Source organism: Listeria aquatica (assembly GCF_014223975.1).
GTDB lineage: Bacteria > Bacillota > Bacilli > Lactobacillales > Listeriaceae > Listeria > Listeria aquatica.
The window spans coordinates 545852-563499 of the sequence record NZ_JAARRM010000001.1; the positions used below are offsets into that span (position 1 = coordinate 545852).

At 40.6% G+C, this 17648-nt stretch carries 17 protein-coding genes, 2 pseudogenes and 1 riboswitch; of the genes and pseudogenes, 16 read left to right on the forward strand and 3 right to left on the reverse strand.

Going from position 1 to position 17648, the window contains the following annotated elements:
* Positions 1-32 precede the first annotated feature (32 nt).
* Positions 33-134: riboswitch (purine riboswitch) on the forward strand.
* 76 nt (positions 135-210) lie between these two features.
* From HB912_RS02755 to HB912_RS02780, 7 genes and pseudogenes are all read left to right on the forward strand, one after another.
* Positions 211-789 (forward strand): xanthine phosphoribosyltransferase, encoded by a 579-nt coding sequence (locus HB912_RS02755; RefSeq protein WP_185372106.1) that lies wholly within the window; start codon positions 211-213, stop codon positions 787-789.
* A 2-nt stretch (positions 790-791) separates the two neighbouring features.
* Positions 792-2102 carry a nucleobase:cation symporter-2 family protein gene (locus tag HB912_RS02760; protein ID WP_185372107.1) on the forward strand — a complete coding sequence of 437 codons (1311 nt, stop codon included), beginning with the start codon at positions 792-794 and terminating at the stop codon, positions 2100-2102.
* 377 nt (positions 2103-2479) lie between these two features.
* Positions 2480-2626, forward strand: a pseudogene (locus tag HB912_RS13180) (response regulator); the annotation flags it as partial.
* A pseudogene (locus HB912_RS13125) lies at positions 2621-2725 on the forward strand (M15 family metallopeptidase); the annotation flags it as partial. The pseudogenes HB912_RS13180 and HB912_RS13125, both read left to right, overlap by 6 nt.
* 309 nt (positions 2726-3034) lie before the next feature.
* Positions 3035-3463 (forward strand): lipocalin-like domain-containing protein, encoded by a 429-nt coding sequence (locus tag HB912_RS02770; protein ID WP_185372108.1) that lies wholly within the window; start codon positions 3035-3037, stop codon positions 3461-3463.
* A gap of 198 nt (positions 3464-3661) precedes the next feature.
* Positions 3662-3931, forward strand: a complete 270-nt coding sequence (rpsN, locus tag HB912_RS02775) for a 30S ribosomal protein S14 (RefSeq protein WP_036071754.1) — start codon at positions 3662-3664, stop codon at positions 3929-3931.
* Between the two features lie 161 nt (positions 3932-4092).
* Positions 4093-4965, forward strand: a complete 873-nt coding sequence (locus tag HB912_RS02780) for a 5'-3' exonuclease (protein WP_185372109.1) — start codon at positions 4093-4095, stop codon at positions 4963-4965.
* A gap of 23 nt (positions 4966-4988) precedes the next feature.
* On the opposite strand, the gene HB912_RS02785 is transcribed toward HB912_RS02780, so the two are convergent.
* Entirely contained in the window at positions 4989-5393 is a 405-nt protein-coding gene (locus tag HB912_RS02785; RefSeq protein WP_185372110.1) for a ribonuclease HI family protein, read from the reverse strand.
* A gap of 86 nt (positions 5394-5479) precedes the next feature.
* On the reverse strand, positions 5480-5680 hold the full coding sequence (gene cspD / locus HB912_RS02790) for a cold-shock protein CspD (protein ID WP_036071751.1): 201 nt from the start codon (positions 5678-5680) through the stop codon (positions 5480-5482).
* A gap of 350 nt (positions 5681-6030) precedes the next feature.
* Between cspD and mntR the strand changes: the two genes are divergently transcribed.
* The 9 genes from mntR (at position 6031) to HB912_RS02835 (ending at position 15986) form a co-directional block, all read left to right on the forward strand.
* Positions 6031-6462 carry a transcriptional regulator MntR gene (mntR, locus tag HB912_RS02795; protein ID WP_036071749.1) on the forward strand — a complete coding sequence of 144 codons (432 nt, stop codon included), beginning with the start codon at positions 6031-6033 and terminating at the stop codon, positions 6460-6462.
* Positions 6463-6624: 162 nt separating this feature from the next.
* Positions 6625-8307, forward strand: a complete 1683-nt coding sequence (locus HB912_RS02800) for a formate--tetrahydrofolate ligase (protein ID WP_185372111.1) — start codon at positions 6625-6627, stop codon at positions 8305-8307.
* 196 nt (positions 8308-8503) lie between these two features.
* The gene (locus HB912_RS02805; protein WP_483403574.1) at positions 8504-10333 is read left to right on the forward strand and encodes an ABC-F family ATP-binding cassette domain-containing protein; all 1830 of its coding nucleotides are present in this window, start codon (positions 8504-8506) and stop codon (positions 10331-10333) included.
* 13 nt (positions 10334-10346) lie between these two features.
* Complete coding sequence (locus HB912_RS02810; RefSeq protein WP_185372113.1) at positions 10347-11291, forward strand: thymidylate synthase; 945 nt, start codon at positions 10347-10349, stop codon at positions 11289-11291.
* A gap of 14 nt (positions 11292-11305) precedes the next feature.
* Positions 11306-11791 carry a dihydrofolate reductase gene (locus tag HB912_RS02815; protein WP_036071745.1) on the forward strand — a complete coding sequence of 162 codons (486 nt, stop codon included), beginning with the start codon at positions 11306-11308 and terminating at the stop codon, positions 11789-11791.
* A gap of 14 nt (positions 11792-11805) precedes the next feature.
* Positions 11806-12678 (forward strand): putative RNA methyltransferase, encoded by an 873-nt coding sequence (locus HB912_RS02820; protein WP_185372114.1) that lies wholly within the window; start codon positions 11806-11808, stop codon positions 12676-12678.
* 24 nt (positions 12679-12702) lie between these two features.
* Positions 12703-14193, forward strand: a complete 1491-nt coding sequence (locus tag HB912_RS02825; protein WP_185372115.1) for a phosphohexomutase domain-containing protein — start codon at positions 12703-12705, stop codon at positions 14191-14193.
* Between the two features lie 127 nt (positions 14194-14320).
* The gene (locus HB912_RS02830) at positions 14321-14941 is read left to right on the forward strand and encodes a DedA family protein (protein ID WP_185372116.1); all 621 of its coding nucleotides are present in this window, start codon (positions 14321-14323) and stop codon (positions 14939-14941) included.
* A gap of 64 nt (positions 14942-15005) precedes the next feature.
* Entirely contained in the window at positions 15006-15986 is a 981-nt protein-coding gene (locus HB912_RS02835) for an aromatic acid exporter family protein (RefSeq protein ID WP_185372117.1), read from the forward strand.
* A 16-nt stretch (positions 15987-16002) separates the two neighbouring features.
* Here the strand turns inward: HB912_RS02835 and HB912_RS02840 are convergent, their stop codons facing one another.
* The gene (locus tag HB912_RS02840) at positions 16003-17376 is read right to left on the reverse strand and encodes an L-cystine transporter (RefSeq protein WP_185372118.1); all 1374 of its coding nucleotides are present in this window, start codon (positions 17374-17376) and stop codon (positions 16003-16005) included.
* Between the last annotated feature and the right edge of the window lie 272 nt (positions 17377-17648).

The following is a 17648-nucleotide window of genomic DNA, read 5'->3' on the forward strand; positions in this document are numbered from 1 at the left end:
GTCGCTTTACGGCGTTATAATGAAAAGACTTCAAGTGAATAAAAATACGCACTTATATAATCTTTGTGATATGGACAATAAGTTTCTACCCGGGCACCGTAAATGACCGGACTATGAGTGATTTGCACTGAACTGGCGATGCTAGTTTATTTGACTTATCCCTCAAACTTTTTAGGGATAAGTTTTTTTATTTGGAAAGGAGCATGGAGTGTGAAATTACTAGAAGAGGCGATACAAGAAAAGGGGACGGTTCTTCCCGGAAATGTGCTAAAAGTGGATGCATTTTTAAATCATCAGATCGACCCAGCGTTAATGCAAAAGTTAGGAAAAGAATTTGCCGAACATTTTGCTCAAGAGGGAATTACAAAAATTGTTACGATTGAATCCTCAGGAATCGCTCCAGCTGTTTTCGCAGGGCTCGCACTCAGTGTCCCGGTCGTTTTTGCTCGAAAGAAAAAGTCTGTCACGCTAAAAGACAATCTTTATTCAGCAAGTGTGTATTCCTATACGAAGCAAGAAACTAGTGATATTTCGATTTCCAAGTCATTTTTAACCTCGGAAGATACGATTTTAATCATTGATGATTTTCTGGCAAATGGTCAAGCCGCACTCGGGCTGTTAGAGATTGCTCGAGAGGCAAATGCTGCAGTTGCTGGAATTGGCATTGTGATTGAAAAGTCGTTTCAACAAGGAAGAAAATTACTTCAAGAAACAGGAGTGGAAGTTTACTCACTTGCACGGATTGCTTCGCTTGAAAATGAGACTATTCAATTTGTTAGGGAGGACTAGGAATGCTTAGTAAGGGAAGACTGGCTGCTTTAGGCTTTCAGCATGTTCTTGCCATGTATGCAGGGGCTGTTATTGTACCACTTTTAATTGGCGGTGCGTTAGGGTTTAACGGGGAACAAATGACGTATCTTGTTTCGATCGATATTTTTATGTGCGGGATCGCAACGCTACTTCAACTATCGATGAATCGCTTTTTCGGAATTGGTCTTCCGGTTGTGCTGGGTTGTGCGGTACAAGCCATTGCTCCAATTATTTTAATTGGGCAAGATATGGGGATTGGTGCCATTTACGGTTCGATTATCGCATCGGGACTTTTTGTACTTTTGATTGCACCATTTTTTTCAAAAGTGGTTAAATTTTTCCCACCGGTTGTGACGGGTTCAGTTGTAACGGTTATCGGTCTTACACTCATTCCCGTTGCCATCAATAATCTAGCTGGTGGTGAAGGAGCAAAAGATTTCGGCTCCTTTTATAATATTGGCCTTGGCTTTTTCACGCTTTTTTTGATCATTTTAGTGTACCGGTTCGGTCGCGGCTTTTCAAAATCTATTGCCGTTTTAATTGGCTTAATTGGAGGGTCCATTGTCGCGATCATTTTACGAGGCATTAACTTTGCCCCTGTTTCACAAGCAGACTGGTTCCATTTACCACAACCTTTTTATTTTGGAGCGCCTTCTTTTGAATGGCCAGCTATTATTACGATGATCTTGATTTCACTTGTTAGCATGGTCGAATCAACGGGCGTTTATTTTGCCTTATCTGATATTGTAGGTCGCTCGCTCAGTAAAAAAGACTTGGCAAGAGGCTACCGGGCAGAAGGGCTTGCGATTATTCTAGGTGGGATTTTTAATACGTTCCCTTATACTGGCTACTCGCAAAATGTCGGATTGGTTCAACTTTCAGGCATTAAAACGAGAAAAGTGATTTATGTAACAGCTGGATTTCTGATTGTTTTAGGACTAGTTCCCAAAATTGGAGCAATTACAACGATTATTCCAACGCCTGTTCTAGGTGGCGCAATGGTGGCCATGTTTGGTATGGTTGTGGCACAAGGGATTAAAATGCTTGGTAAAGTGAATTTCACCTCACAAGAAAACTTGCTGATCATCGCTTGCTCAGTTGGGGTGGGGCTTGGCGTCACAGTTGTCCCTGATTTATTCCAAAACTTCCCATCGTTTGTTCAACTCTTTACGAGCAATGGGATTGTAGCGGGCAGTTTTACAGCTATTTTATTAAATATTATTTTCAATATGATTCCGCATCGTAAACCCAAAGAAGTGGAGCAAACAGAACTCCAAAGTGAAAGTAAATAAAATGATACACACTCTCTCAAATGGATACGAGTCATCTGTAAATGATTAAATTAGGAGTCACAGACTGTAAACGAAGTAGTAAGAAACTTTGTTTACAGTCTTTTTTTCTGTCTGACGAAAGACTCTTTTTGGAGAGAGCTATATAGAAAGAAGACCATCATTTCAGATAGATTTCTTTTTAGGGGAATTTATTCATTAGCAATGAAGGCTATTTCGAAAGTAAATTCATAGGAATTTGGTCAGTGATGGAAAATTCAACCATCATTTCAATATGATATTTATTCGATACACATTAAAAAACCAAGTTCTGTAAGATTTAGATATTTTTTCGAGAACAGATGGATGTACACCAGAAATGAAGTAATAAATGGTGATATGATACTTGTGATAATGGAATAGAAGGCTTTGAATTATTTTATGAAAATAGTTATCAACTGGTCATTTTGGATATCATGTTGCCAGGAATGACCGGTCATGAATTACTACGAGAAATTAGAAAAATTAGTGATACGCCTATTTTAATGGAGAAATTTGGATTTGAATCATTGAAACAAGAATGGTGGCATTACTCTTTAAAGGATGAGATCTATCCAAATAAATATTTTGATTTTCTAGTTTCCTAATTCACTTTTTTATTTTTTGTACGTTTCTGCTCACTTAATAAATTTTCATTAAAAATTCAAAGATGTTACAATGGATACAAGACCATTATTTTGGAAAAAGGCTCAGAGAAGCAAAGTGTCATGACTTTCTACTAGCCTGAAACTAAGAAGGATGGAAAGGTGATGAACAACCACCAGTCAAAGTTAGTTGCACAAGGTCAAGAGTAACAAGCGAGTCTTTCTCTAGATACGCCATGAATGTGTCTCATATGATGAAATAGTTCTTAGCAAAAAGCAATAGGATAAACGAAAAATTCAGGGGGACTTAAAATGAAATTAACAGAGTATTTGATAGGAACTTGGGAACTTGTTGACTATGAGTATCAAGTAAATGGAGAAAAAAGTAATCCACTAGGTGAACATCCAACGGGATTTTTGATGTATACGCCAGATGGTTATGTCTCCGCACAAATGATGAAACAAGGGAGATCGTCTTATAAAAGTGGTGATTTGCATACTGGAACTGAAAAAGAAATGGCGGAAGCTGCTCATGGGTATTTAGCGTATGCTGGTGCTTATAAAATTACGGATTTTGACGAAAAAACCAATACCGTGACAGTTCTGCATACAATGTCAGTGAGTATGAACCCAACTTGGTTAGGAGAAACTCAAAAAAGATTTGCTGAATTTAAGGATGGTTTACTAACAATAACGACTGATGTCAATGATTCTAAATTAATTTGGAAGAAAGCAAAATGATATGTTTATGGAGATTAAGCAGAATGATTATGTAAAGCAGATATTTGAAGAGACGCAAATATTGGATTATTGAAATAAGCATAGCATATGAGAAAAGGCGTTTGTTTTACAAACAGAGAACTTGACAAATACGACAAAAAGCGTAAAATGTAAAACGTAATCATTTCGATTTATTTAAAATGAAGAAAGGAGATTGATATGGCTAAAAAATCCAAAGTAGCGAAATACGAAAAGCAAAAAGCGATGGTCGAACATTACAGTGAACTTCGCCGCGAATTAAAAGCAGCAGGGCGTTACGATGAACTTCGTCGCTTGCCACGGGACTCTTCCCCGACAAGACTGCATAACCGCTGTGAGTTAACAGGCCGTCCGCATGCTTACATGCGCAAATTTGGCATGAGTCGGATTCGCTTCCGAGAACTTGCCCATAAAGGACAAATCCCCGGCGTCAAAAAAGCAAGCTGGTAAAATAAAACAACTTTTAAAATCCTGCTCCTAATTTAAGGGAGTGGGATTTTTATTGGAGCCAAAAAGGCTGTTTCTAGATAGAAGAAAGAGAATTTGAAAGAGAACCGTTTATTTTTATGTTAAAATGAAATTAAAGAAATGGAAGCAAAGGGGAAACGTTCATGGAAAATAAACAACCAAATCTGCTTGTGATCGACGGCATGGCTTTGCTATTTCGTGCTTTTTACGCGACCGCTGTCACGAACCAGTTTATGTACAATGAGAAGGGAATGCCAACAAATGGTGTGCAGGGTATGATGCGTCACATCTTTGCAGCGGTAAGACAAAATAACCCCACGCATACGGTGATCTGCTGGGATATGGGAAGTAAAACGTTTCGCAATGAATTGTTTGATGGCTATAAGGCAGGAAGAAAAGCGCCACCTGAAGAAATGATTCCGCAATTTGATTTAGCAAAAGAGGTAGCGGATGCATTTGGCTTTATGAATCTCGGCGTGGCTGGTTTCGAAGCAGATGATTGCATTGGAACGATTACATCCAAACTAACACCAGACTTAAGTACAACGGTTTTAAGTGGTGATAAGGATTTACTACAGCTGATTGATGTTCAAAATGATGTTTGGATTATGCAAAAAGGATATGGCAATTACAAACGCTATGATGAGGCAACTTTTTTTGCGGAAATGGGTGTTACGCCACGACAATTTATTGATGTGAAAGCACTGATGGGAGACACGTCGGATGGGTACCCTGGCGTGCGAGGGATCGGTGAGAAAACAGCTTTAAAGCTTATTCAGGAATTTGAATCGATTGAAGGTGTGCTTGAAAATATTGAGTTGCTAAAACCGGGGCAACAAAAAAAGATTTTGGAAGATCAGGAGATGCTCGCGCTTAGCCGAAAGCTTGCGCGCATTCACACCGATGTGCCGCTTGAGCTTGATTATGACCGGATGCTTTACCGTGACGCAGCGAGTATTGCTGGAGATATTATTCACGCTTATGGACTTCGAACATTGGAAAGAGATTTTTTCTAGAAAAAACGCCGAATGTGAGCTTGCTACTTCGGCGTTTTTCCTTTTTTAGCATTTTGAATGGCCTGTCTTGCCAGTTCATCTGCCTTCTTATTTTGGCTAACATGACGATAATTGATAAAAAATAACGGGATTTGCTCGGATAGTTTTAAAATTTCATCGAGATGGGGCTTGAAAAGGGAATTTTTCGCATATTGCTTTTCGATGCTTGATACGACAATTTTTGAATCCGAATAGAGCCGGACAAGTGTAGGCTTGAATGTTAAAGCCAGTTCAAGGCCATGCTTGACCGCTAAAAATTCTGCTTCGTGATTTGTCATCGTACCTAAAAAAATGGCTTTTTGCTCATGAAGATTATCTGAAACAAGTACGATGCCAGCCCCGCTTAACCCTGGATTTCCTGAACTAGCACCGTCTACAAAAACATCCATATTTCTCCTCCCATAACTTTTTTTACTAGCATAGCACAAATAAAAAAGCTGGCAAATAGCCAGCTCGACATTTAAATGCAGTTTTCTTACAGTTTTTCGACGTTAGCAGCCTGTGGTCCACGATTTCCTTCAACAACTTCAAAAGAAACTTCTTGGCCTTCTTCAAGTGTTTTGTAACCTTCGCCTTGGATAGCCGTGAAGTGTACGAAGATATCCTCGCCGCCGTCAGTTTCGATAAAACCGTACCCTTTTTCGTTATTGAACCATTTTACTTTCCCATTTTGCATTGAAATGAATCCTCCTAAATCCCGACCCCTTATTAAAGGCCTTTCTGTCATACAAGAATGTCTTATACGATAGTACTAATATATAACAATATACCCAAATAAGTCAAGTGAATTGCGAGAAAATTATATAATGTTCCGACTTGTAAAGGTTTTCTTTTTGGCTTTTTACAAGTTTATCAAGCCGAACAGGTAAAAAAGAACTAAATTTCTGGATACAATGATTGAAGAAACAGGATTTTTTCCTAGTCATGAATGTTAGAAAGGGAAGTTGGAGTGTAAAAGCTTTGTGAAAAGCTCTTGAATATAGTACAATTTGAATGTGAAAGAAATAAGGTTGGAGGGTAAGTGTTATGCCAACACCAAGTATGGAAGACTACATAGAGAAGATTTATTCTCTTATTTTGAACAAAGGTTACGCAAGAGTATCAGATATTGCAGATGAACTTTTCGTTCACCCCTCTTCCGTCACAAAAATGGTTCAAAAACTAGACAAAGACGAATACCTCGTTTATGAAAAATACCGCGGTCTTGTTTTAACGCCGAAGGGCAATAAAGCGGGGAAACGCCTGCTAGAGCGTCATGCTCTTTTGGAAGAGTTCTTAAGAACAATTGGAGTGCGAGAAGAACATGTTTATGAAGATGTTGAAGGAATTGAGCATCACCTTAGCTGGAATTCAATTGACCGGATAGGGGATTTGCTTCAGTTTTTCAAAGAGCATCCAGATTGTCTGGAAGAACTTCACAAGAGTCAAAGTGAAGATAAAGAAGACGATGACGTTTAAAATTTAGGGGACACAGCTTTGCAAAGTAAGCCAAACAAAGCGCAATCTTTACGTACAGCAGGTTTCCTGTTGGCCGATTTTTTCGGTGCGTAAAAAAGAAAGTGTTTACATTTGCAGGCTTGTACTATATCAAATTGAAGCTACATATGGAGGGGAATAAGAATGGCGAAAGAAGTAAAATCTGACATCGAGATTGCACTCGCTGCAGAAGTAGATCCGATTACACAAGTTGCAGAAAGTATTGGTTTGAGTGAAGACGCGCTTGAACTCTATGGTAAGAAAAAAGCAAAACTTACTTATGAAACGATTCATTCTCTAAAGGACCGTGAAAACGGAAAACTTATACTTGTAACCGCTATCAACCCAACTCCGGCAGGGGAAGGAAAATCAACTGTTACAGTAGGTCTTGGCGATGCTTTGAAACGACTTGGTAAAAAAACAGTGATTGCATTACGGGAACCTTCGCTTGGTCCAACAATGGGGATTAAAGGAGGAGCAACAGGAGGCGGTTATGCCCAAGTTGTTCCGATGGAAGATATTAATTTGCATTTTACAGGAGATTTCCATGCGATTACGACGGCTAACAATGCTCTTTCAGCGTTTATCGACAATCACATGCAGCAAGGCAATGACTTGAAAATTGATCAACGTCGAATTGTATGGAAACGCGTTGTGGATTTAAATGATCGCGCACTTCGAAAAGTTGTGGTTGGTCTTGGCGGACCGATCCAAGGCATTCCGCGTGAAGATGGTTTTGATATCACAGTTGCTTCTGAAATCATGGCAATTATCTGTTTAGCGACAGATTTAGAAGACTTGAAGCACCGCTTGAGTGAAATTGTTGTTGGCTATAATTATGCACGCGAACCGATCACAGTGGGCGAGCTAGGGTATGAAGGCGCGCTTACTTTACTTTTAAAAGATGCTCTTAAGCCTAACTTAGTTCAAACACTTGAGCATACACCTGCACTTGTTCACGGGGGACCATTCGCGAACATTGCACATGGGTGTAACAGCATTCAAGCAACGAGCACAGCGCTAAAACTGGGAGATTACGTGGTTACTGAGGCTGGATTCGGTGCAGATCTTGGTGCCGAAAAATTCCTTGATATTAAAGTTCCAGCACTTGGAAAAGCGCCTGATTGCGTTGTTATTGTCGCAACGATTCGAGCACTTAAGATGCATGGCGGTGTAGCGAAAACAGAACTTAGTGGTGAAAATGTTGAAGCGCTTAAAGCAGGCTTTGCGAACCTTAAGAAACATACAGAATCCGTGCAAAAATTTGGCATCCCGTTTGTTGTAGCGATTAACAAATTTATTACGGATACTGAGGCAGAAGTGAAGGCACTTGAAACGCTGTGCGATGAGGCAAACATCCCGTTCTCGCTTACAGAGGTTTGGGAAAAAGGTGGCGAAGGTGGACTCGATCTTGCAGGAAAAGTTAGTCAAGAGGTGGAAACAGGTGGCGCATCTTACAAACGACTTTATGACGATGCAAGCTCGATTGAAGAAAAACTAGAAACGATCGTTACGGAAATTTATGGTGGAAGCGGCGTTGAACTATCACCGAAAGCGCAAAAACAAATTGTGGAGTTCAAGAAATATGGCTGGGATCGCTATCCGATTTGTATGGCGAAAACACAATATTCGCTTTCAGATGATCCGTCTAAACTAGGACGACCAACTGATTTCACGGTTCATATTCGCGAGTTTATTCCAAAACTAGGTGCAGGCTTTATCGTGGCGCTGACAGGTGATGTAATGACCATGCCTGGGCTTCCGAAAAAACCAGCGGCACTTAATATGGATGTTGATGAATTTGGTAATGCGCAAGGATTGTTCTAAAATATAATGAAACCAGGCAAGGGGAAAGAAGCCCTTGCTTGGTTTTTTATTTTGAGTAAAAAGGATTCTCCAAATTAAGAATTGGGAATTGCGATAACTTGATAATTCAGCTAAAATGGAAGAGATTAAAGATAAGGATGATAAGCGAATGAAACAATTGCAATTGTTGCAGATAACAAAAACGTACGGCGAAAAAATGCTGTTTCAAAATGTGGATTTGACGATTACAGAAGGTGAACGAATCGGCTTGATTGGTATTAATGGTACTGGCAAGTCGACTTTTTTAAAGGTGATTTCTGGAGAGGAGTCAAGCGATTCAGGTGAACGAATTGTACCAAAGGATTATTCCATTGGATTTTTGAAGCAGGATCCGGTGCTACCCGATGATTCAACGGTTTTAGAAGCCGTTTTCCAAGGTGAATCGCGTAATTTACAGGCAAATAGGCATTATGAAGCGGTTCTTCTTGAGCTAGAGCGCGACCCAGAAAATCCATTTTGGCATGAAAAACTTCAAGCGGCGCAAGCGGAAATGGATGCTTTCCATGCTTGGGATATGAATACGGAAGCGAAAACGATTCTTGAAAAGCTAGGTGTTAAAGATCTTGGACAGATGATTAAGGAGCTTTCTGGAGGGCAAAAAAAACGTGTTGGGTTGGCGCAAGTATTGATTGAAACTCCGGATTTACTCATTTTAGATGAGCCAACGAACCATCTCGATTATCAGTCAATTCGCTGGCTTGAGAATTATCTCAATCGCTTTAAAGGAGCGATTTTGCTAGTTACCCATGATCGCTATTTTCTTGATCAAGTGACAAATCATATTGTTGAGCTTGATAATGGTCATTTATATCGCTATGCTGGAAACTATGAAAGCTTTATGGAAGCGAAAGCAATTCGACTTGAAAATGCGGCTCGCGAAGTGGAAAAAAATCAAAACCTTTATAGGCGAGAGCTTGCTTGGATGAGGCGCGGGGCAAAGGCACGTTCAACTAAGCAAAAAGCTCGTAAAGACCGTTTTGAAGAGCTGAGAGAAACCGTGGAAACAAAGAGGGATACGGATACGCTCGAGCTTGATTTTAATACAAGCCGACTTGGAAAAGATGTTTTTATTTTAGAGCATGTGAACAAGTCTTTTTCGGATAAGGTGATCTTGCACGATTTTCAATTGATTGTTCAGCCTGGTGAGCGAATCGGGATTACTGGACAAAATGGAACAGGTAAATCGACGTTATTAAACTTGTTTGCAGGAGAATTGAAGCCGGATAGTGGAACGGTTACAGTCGGACAAACCGTTCGGATTGGCTACTACACACAGCATAATTTAAAGCTTGATGATGACGCGAGGATCATTACGTATTTGCAGGAAATTGGTAGTGAAGTGGAAACAGCTGCTGGCGAAAAACTCAGCGTAAGCGCGATGCTTGAACGCTTTCTTTTTAAACCAGAGACACACGGCAAGAAAATTAGCGCCTTATCGGGCGGTGAGAAGCGAAGACTGTTTTTACTTAAAATTTTAATGACCCGACCGAATGTGCTTTTACTTGATGAGCCAACTAATGATCTTGATACGGAGACGTTAACGGTGCTTGAGGATTATTTGGAAAGCTTCAATGGGACGGTGATAACCGTTAGCCATGACCGCTATTTTCTTGATAAAATGGCTCGAAAATTATTGGTTTTTAAAGGAAATGGCATCATTGAGACTTATTTTGGGGATTACAGCACATTTTTAAGTGAACAAGAAGAGCGTTCGAAGCTCACGACAAAAAAAGAAATAGCACCTGTTCAAAAGCAGGAAACGAAGGAAAAAGTGAAGCTGACGTATAAAGAAAAGCTAGAGTGGGAAGGAATTGAAGAAGCGATCACTCAGCAGGAGGAACTTGTTCAAGCGCTCCAAGAAAAACTGGAACAAACAGGGGCTGACTTTGGAAAAGCAGCTGAAATCAGTGCGGAAATCACGGTGAAAGAAGCTAGACTTGCAGAACTTATGGAACGCTGGGAATACTTGGCGCAATTTGTAGATTAAGGAGTGTTGAGGGATGAAGCAATATCTCGATTTGGCTAGATTCGTAATGGAAAATGGAACGGAAAAAGGGGACCGCACAGGAACAGGAACTAGGAGTGCTTTTGGTTATCAAATGCGTTTTGATTTAGCAAAAGGGTTTCCAATTTTAACGACTAAACGAGTGGCTTTTCGGTTAGTCGTGAGCGAATTGTTATGGTTTTTACATGGTGATACCAATATTCGTTACTTGCTTGAACATAATAATAATATTTGGAATGAATGGGCATTTGAGCGTTACGTGAAGTCACCTGATTATCAAGGCCCGGATATGACTGACTTTGGATTGCGTGCGAATCGTGATCCAGCATTTAACGAAGTGTATCAAGCAGAAATGGAAACTTTTAAAGCGAAGATTCTTGCAGATGAAGCTTTTGCCGCAAAATACGGCGAGCTTGGAAACATCTACGGGAAACAATGGCGTGAATGGAAAACGTCAACTGGAGAAACGATTGATCAGCTTGCTAATGTGATTGAAATGATTAAGACAAATCCCAATTCCCGAAGATTAATTGTTTCGGCTTGGAATCCAGAAGATGTACCATCGATGGCCTTGCCACCTTGCCACACGCTATTCCAATTTTTTGTGGCGGATGGAAAGCTTTCTTGTCAGCTTTATCAGCGGAGTGCGGATATATTCCTTGGCGTGCCGTTTAACATTGCAAGCTACGCGCTTTTGACGCACCTCATTGCCCGTGAAACGGGACTTGAGGTTGGTGAATTTGTGCATACGATGGGGGATGCTCATCTTTATAACAACCACTTTGACCAAGTTCGTACTCAACTTTCTCGCGAGCCGCGTCCGTTACCAAAACTCGTTTTATCAGAGAAACCTGCTTCGATTTTTGACTTTGATGTAGCGGATATTTCGTTAGAAGGTTATGACCCGCATCCAGGCATTAAAGCACCGATTTCAGTTTAAGGAGGAGGAAACAAATGCTTACATTTATTTGGGCACAAGATGAACAAGGCAACATCGGAAAAGATAATACGATGCCATGGCACTTACCTGCGGACCTTGCTTATTTCAAAAAACAAACAACCGGGCATACGATTGTTATTGGACGAAAAACGTATGAATCTTTTGGACGTGCGCTTCCTAACCGCCGTAACATCGTGCTTTCGCGTGATCAGAATTTAAGTCTTCCTGATGCAGAAGTAATCCATGATAAAAAAGAGGTCTTGAAGCTTGCAGAAACGGAAGAGGTTTTTATTTGTGGTGGCGCAGAAATCTACCGACTATTTCGCGACCAAGCATCCCGCCTTTTAGTGACAAAAATCGGAGCTAGTTTTGAGGCAGATACAGCTTTTCCAGAACTTGACTGGTCGAAGTTTCAGGAAGTGAGTCGAATTGAGGGACAAGAAGATGAAAAAAATCGCTATCCGTTTACTTTTTATACGTATGAACGAGTGGAAAACTGAGGGAGCCATTTAACATGAAATCGAAGCTTGAACAAAGTAGTGAGCTGCTTGAAACATCAGCGGCTCTACTGCGCTGTCCTATTTGTACAAGTGGTGTAACGTTCAGAGCACCACGAAGTCTAGTTTGCAGTCAAAATCACAGCTTTGACTTGGCGAAACCGGGTTATTTGTTTTTACTCCGTCATGCCGCAAAGCCAACAAAATACGATCAGCTTCTTTTTGAAGCACGAAAACGCTTCATTATGACGGGCTTTTTTCAGGAAACAATGGAAGCCGTTTTAGCTCAGGTTGAAGCTCTTGAAAAAAAAGAGCTCGTCCTTTTCGATGCAGGTTCTGGAGAAGGGAGCCACCTGGCCTATTTAACAGAGCAGCTGGAGAAAAAGGTGAGTTTGGCTTTTGGATTTGATCTTGCGAAAGAAGGGATTCGCCAAGCGGCACGTGATTTTTCGGGAATTACTTGGGGAGTGGCGGATCTTGCGAATTGCCCACTTCAAACGGGCCGAGTAGATGTAATTTTAAACATGCTTTCACCAGCTAGCTATGATGAATTTAGTCGCTTGTTATCTAGGGAGGGACTTTTAATCAAAGTCATTCCAGAAGCGGATTATTTACAGGAACTGCGGCGGTTTTTCTATCAAGACGAACGGCAAACTTATTCGAATGAAGCTGTTGCTAACCGTTTTTATGAGCATTTTGATGTCGTCTATGAAAAACGAATAACGAAACAGAAAACGTTACAAAAAGATGAACAAATGGATTTACTTGCAATGACGCCACTTGGCTTTCAAATTCCTGTCGAGAAAAAAGCAGCCTTTTTAGAAAATGGTTCGGATCAAATAACCTTAGATCACCGGATCATTGTTGGAAAGAAAAAAGCAGAGGCTTAACAAACTAAAAAAGGAGCGGTTTGGATGAAAGAAGAACTTTCAGCTTTGCAAAATGGATCGGATATTCGTGGGATTGGTCTAGAAACGGAGGAGCATCAACTGACACTAACTGATGAGGTGATTGGTAAGATTGCACGTGGCATCCTAGTGTTCTTGCAAAAGAAAAAAACTCCAAAAGAAAAAATAGTGGTCGCTATCGGACATGATAGTAGGCTTTCTGCTGAGCGAATCAAGGCTAAACTGGTGTCGGTTTTAAAAGCAGGTGGTGTCGACATTTTAGATGCGGAACTTGCAACAACACCTGCACTATTTATGGCAACTCAATATGCGAGCTTTCAAACAGACGCTGGGATTATGATTACAGCGAGCCACTTGCCTTATTTTTACAACGGCATCAAGCTATTTACGAAAGCGGGCGGTGCTGAAAAAGAAGATATCCAGTTTATTCTCGAAAATGGTGAAGGGGAGATCTCGCAAACTCAGCCTGGATCCGTGCGGAAAATCGATTTGATGGATACATATGCTGCGGATTTAGTAACAAAAATTCGAAATCAAGCAGGAAACGGGGAGAAACCGCTTGCTGGAAGTCGAATTGTTGTGGATGCTGGAAATGGCGCTGGGGGATTCTTTGCGGGCAAAGTACTTGAGCCGCTGGGTGCAGATACGACGGGCAGCCAGTTTCTTGATCCGGATGGACATTTTCCAAACCATATTCCGAATCCGGATAATGATGAAGCGATGGCAAGTCTGCGTACGGCTGTCCTTGAAAGCAAGGCAGACCTTGGCATTATTTTTGATACGGATGTGGACCGGGCGGCAATTGTGGATAAATTTGGGGAAAGCCTGAACCGGAATGCTTTAATTGCTGTCATTTCTGCTATCGTTTTAGAATCACATCCAGAATCAACCATTGTAACGGACTCGACAACTTCGAGTCACTTGGAAACTTTTATTCGTGAACTCGGCGGGAAGCAACATCGCTTTAAACGGGGTTACCGGAATGTAATCAATGAAGCGATTCGGTTGAATGAAACAGGGGAAGAATCAGAATTAGCGATCGAGGTCAGTGGGCATGCTGCTTTAAAAGAAAATTACTTTTTGGATGATGGCGCCTATCTTGTCGCCAAAATTCTTGTGAAATATGCGCAGTTGAAGCAGCAAAACCAAGATTTAAGTGATTTGACGAAAAATTTGGTCGTACCTGCTGAAAGTCATGAATTTCGGATTCAAATAAAGGCCCCTCATTTCCAAGCTTACGGGGCTGATGTGCTCGCTTCTTTCCAGCGATTTGTACAAAAAACAGCTGGTTTTGAGTTAGTGCCTGCAAATCATGAAGGAGTCCGAGTTGATCTTTCCAATGAGTTTGGTTCGGGTTGGTTGCTACTACGAATGAGCTTGCACGAACCCGTTATGCCACTTAACATTGAACTAGACGAAGAAGGAACGTTAGAACTTTTAGAAGCAAAACTAAAAACTTTTTTTGCCGAATACCCGCAACTCGTGCTTCCATTTTAGGATAGATCCTTTCTCGCTCTGCCATGTGCTAGAGCGAGAAATTTTTTCTAGTTAAAACTTGCGGACGAGGTTCATTTACGGTATGATAAAAATAAAGTAAGTACTTGATTTTTTGAGGAGTGAATCTATGGAAGCTTGGATTACGAATGTTATGAATGAACTTGGCTATTTCGGAGTTTTTATTTTAATTACGATTGAAAATTTATTTCCACCGATTCCTTCTGAACTGATTTTAACATTTGGCGGCTTTATGACGACGATTACACAAATGAATATTTTTCTTGTGATTGTTTCTGCTACTTTTGGTTCCGTGCTTGGAGCGGTATTATTATATTCGATTTCACTTTATTTTGGAAAAGAGCGCATCAAACGTATCGTTGCGAAATATGGGAAAATCTTACGTTTAAAAGAATCTGATATTGATAAAGCCGATACTTTTTTTGCACGCTACGGAGGGCGAGCTGTATTTTTCTGTCGAATGATTCCACTCATTCGGAGTTTGATTTCAATTCCAGCTGGAATGGCGCGTATGTCTTTTCGTAGTTTCATTGTGTTAACAACACTTGGGAGCTTAATCTGGAACACGATTTTAATTGGACTAGGAGCATTCCTTGGCGAGTCGTTTGGAAAAGCAGCAGCAGCAATAGATTCTTTTAGCACAGTCATCTATTGGGTGATCGGAATTAGCGTAGCCGTGCTTCTCGCACTTTTCATCAAAAAGCGACTATCAGAAGCCCGTGATGAATAAACGAGCTGTCAATCTTGAAGCCTAGTCTTCAAGATTTTTCATGTGGAAAAGGAGAGAGAAAACTATGAAACTAGGGATGCGGACGCTTAAAACTGCGTTTGGAGCTACACTTGCCATCCTCATAGCCGAATTCCTAAAATTGGATTACGCGGTTTCGGCAGGGGTTATTACCGTTTTAAGTATACAAAATACCAAAAAAAGCTCACTCTTGCTAGCGATTCAGCGTGTCTATTCAACTGTGTTAGCGCTGTCCATTTCTGCCGTATTATTCTTGATTTTTGGTTATAATGCCGTTAGCTTTGGCTTATACTTACTTCTTTTCATTCCGCTTGCTGTACGACTGAAAGTAACAGATGGAATTGTTGTGAGTTCCGTTCTTGTGACACATATTCTAGTTGAGAAATCCCTTGCTTTGCACTGGTTTGTAAACGAAATGGCACTCATGATTGTGGGGGCAGGAATTGCGATTTTACTTAACTTATATATGCCGAAACTAGATCAAGGCATTCGAGCGGATCAGAAAAAAGTGGAGCTACTTATGCGTCAAATTTTGTTTTCAATGGCACAGCGGCTCCGAGGGGAAGAGCCATACTTGGAATTTGACCACCGATTTGATGAACTGAAGCAATTACTTCAAAATCTTGAGGCAAATGCTATCCGCAATATGGAAAACTCCTTTTTGAAAAGTTCGCCTTATTTTCTAAAGTATGTGGATATGCGTCTTGTTCAGTTCCGTGTGTTAACACAAATGAAACGACATTCTGCAGCCTTTCAAGGGGTTAGCGAACCCAGTCGAATTTTATCACGTTTAACGGAGAAAACGGCGCTTGAATTAAGTGAAGATAATCCAGCTGAGGAGCTCGTAATCGGGGTAACCAAGATGGTTCACGATTTTCGCAAAAGTGAACTTCCCGTTTCCCGCGAGGAATTTGAAAATCGAGCTGTTTTATTTCAGTTTATGAATGATTTGCGCTATTTTTTAGAGATCAAACGGGACTTTTATATTGAATTTCAAACCATGCAAAAAGAGAAAGTGTCGGAATGACACTTTCTCTTTTTCGTTAGGCGGTAATTTCTTTCGCCTCAGGTTCTTTTTCAAGATTTTTCGTTGCTTTACTAGTAACGATTCCTGATACCATGCTGTCACTGACATTAAGAGCAGTACGTCCCATGTCAATCAGTGGTTCAATCGAAATTAAGACACCTGCTAATCCAACAGGAAGGTTTAGCGTTGAAAGAACAATGATTGCAGCAAATGTTGCACCGCCCCCAACTCCAGCTACGCCAAATGAGCTAATCGCGACAACAGCAACTACGGTTAAAATAAAGCTAATGGACGTTGGATCAATGCCAACAGTTGGTGCGATCATAATGGCAAGCATAGCAGGATAAATCCCTGCGCATCCGTTTTGACCAATTGATAGACCAAATGAAGCGGCGAAATTAGCGATTCCATTTGGAACACCAAGGCTTCTTTGAGCTTCAATATTCATCGGAAGCGCTCCAGCACTCGTTCTTGATGTGAAAGCAAAGGTAAGCACAGGTAGTGTCTTTTTCACATAAGTAAGTGGGCTAATTCCTGTAAAGGAAACAATTAAAAGATGAATGATAAACATAACGATCAGTGCTGCATAAGAGGCTAAGACAAAATTCCCTAGTTTTAAAATAGCTGTCGCATCACTTGTCGCAACTGTATTTGTCATAATCGCAAAAACCCCATAAGGTGTAAGGCGAAGAATTAACCGAACGATTCTCAGCACGATTGCATAAATCGTATCAACACCACGTGCGAAAAGAGACGCTTCCTTAGGTTGTTTCCGCTGTACGCCGAGAAAAGCAATGCCGATAATAACAGAGAAGATAACAACAGCAATGGTTGAAGTTGCTCTTGCTCCGGTAAGATCAAGAAATGGATTTGCAGGAAATAATTCTAAAATTCGGCTTGGTAGTGTCGCATCCCCCATTTCTTTTAAGCTACCTTGAAGTTCTTTGGCACGAGAAAGCTCAACAGAACCTTGCGAAATATGGTCGGCATTTAAGTGGAATAAAAGTGCTGCGCCGATTCCGATAACAGCGGCAATCGCTGCTGTAACAAGAAGTGTGCCGATGATCCAAATCCCGATTTTCGCAATATTGGTTTTTAATTCTAATCGTGTAAAGGCTGCGATAATCGAAATGAAAATTAATGGAATAGCAATCATTTGTAACAGTTTAACGTAACCACCGCCAACAATTCCAAGCCAGTCCGTCGTCTCTTTCGTGACACTACTTCCCATGCCGTAAATCCATTGTAAAATAAAGCCAGCTACAATCCCAACTGCAAGAGCAAGAAGGACGCGTTTTGAGAAGGAAACGTGTCGTTTTTGCATCCAGATAAAAAGACCGATGATAAAAAGTGCAACAACTAAATTAAGTATGACAAAAGCAGTGTTCAATCTGACTCCCCCTTTTAAACTTATTAATCCGATAAGAATTATCAGATATAAGAATACAGGGCTTCAAACAAAAAGTCAATCTTTTGATTTTGAAAAAAGAGGGGGAAAAAGAGAAACTAAATGTAACTGTAAGCAAGTAAATCGATAAAATTTGACAAAATGTTGAAAAAAGCGATAAAAATCAATTTTTCATGGTATAGTAAGTTATCAAGCTTAGTTTTATTAATGGAATTAGGCCATTGAACTAACTTTTCATGGGGGAAGGGGAGCAA

What these genes read in the sequence shown, in the direction of transcription:
- HB912_RS02760 (WP_185372107.1), top strand. Translation starts at nt 792, where the DNA reads ATGCTTAGTAAGGGAAGACTGGCTGCTTTAGGCTTTCAGCATGTTCTT.
- HB912_RS02770 (WP_185372108.1), top strand. Translation starts at nt 3,035, where the DNA reads ATGAAATTAACAGAGTATTTGATAGGAACTTGGGAACTTGTTGACTAT.
- rpsN (WP_036071754.1), top strand. Translation starts at nt 3,662, where the DNA reads ATGGCTAAAAAATCCAAAGTAGCGAAATACGAAAAGCAAAAAGCGATG.
- HB912_RS02780 (WP_185372109.1), top strand. Translation starts at nt 4,093, where the DNA reads ATGGAAAATAAACAACCAAATCTGCTTGTGATCGACGGCATGGCTTTG.
- HB912_RS02785 (WP_185372110.1), bottom strand. Translation starts at nt 5,393, where the DNA reads ATGGATGTTTTTGTAGACGGTGCTAGTTCAGGAAATCCAGGGTTAAGC.
- cspD (WP_036071751.1), bottom strand. Translation starts at nt 5,680, where the DNA reads ATGCAAAATGGGAAAGTAAAATGGTTCAATAACGAAAAAGGGTACGGT.
- mntR (WP_036071749.1), top strand. Translation starts at nt 6,031, where the DNA reads ATGCCAACACCAAGTATGGAAGACTACATAGAGAAGATTTATTCTCTT.
- HB912_RS02800 (WP_185372111.1), top strand. Translation starts at nt 6,625, where the DNA reads ATGGCGAAAGAAGTAAAATCTGACATCGAGATTGCACTCGCTGCAGAA.
- HB912_RS02805 (WP_483403574.1), top strand. Translation starts at nt 8,504, where the DNA reads ATGCTGTTTCAAAATGTGGATTTGACGATTACAGAAGGTGAACGAATC.
- HB912_RS02810 (WP_185372113.1), top strand. Translation starts at nt 10,347, where the DNA reads ATGAAGCAATATCTCGATTTGGCTAGATTCGTAATGGAAAATGGAACG.
- HB912_RS02815 (WP_036071745.1), top strand. Translation starts at nt 11,306, where the DNA reads ATGCTTACATTTATTTGGGCACAAGATGAACAAGGCAACATCGGAAAA.
- HB912_RS02820 (WP_185372114.1), top strand. Translation starts at nt 11,806, where the DNA reads ATGAAATCGAAGCTTGAACAAAGTAGTGAGCTGCTTGAAACATCAGCG.
- HB912_RS02825 (WP_185372115.1), top strand. Translation starts at nt 12,703, where the DNA reads ATGAAAGAAGAACTTTCAGCTTTGCAAAATGGATCGGATATTCGTGGG.
- HB912_RS02830 (WP_185372116.1), top strand. Translation starts at nt 14,321, where the DNA reads ATGGAAGCTTGGATTACGAATGTTATGAATGAACTTGGCTATTTCGGA.
- HB912_RS02835 (WP_185372117.1), top strand. Translation starts at nt 15,006, where the DNA reads ATGAAACTAGGGATGCGGACGCTTAAAACTGCGTTTGGAGCTACACTT.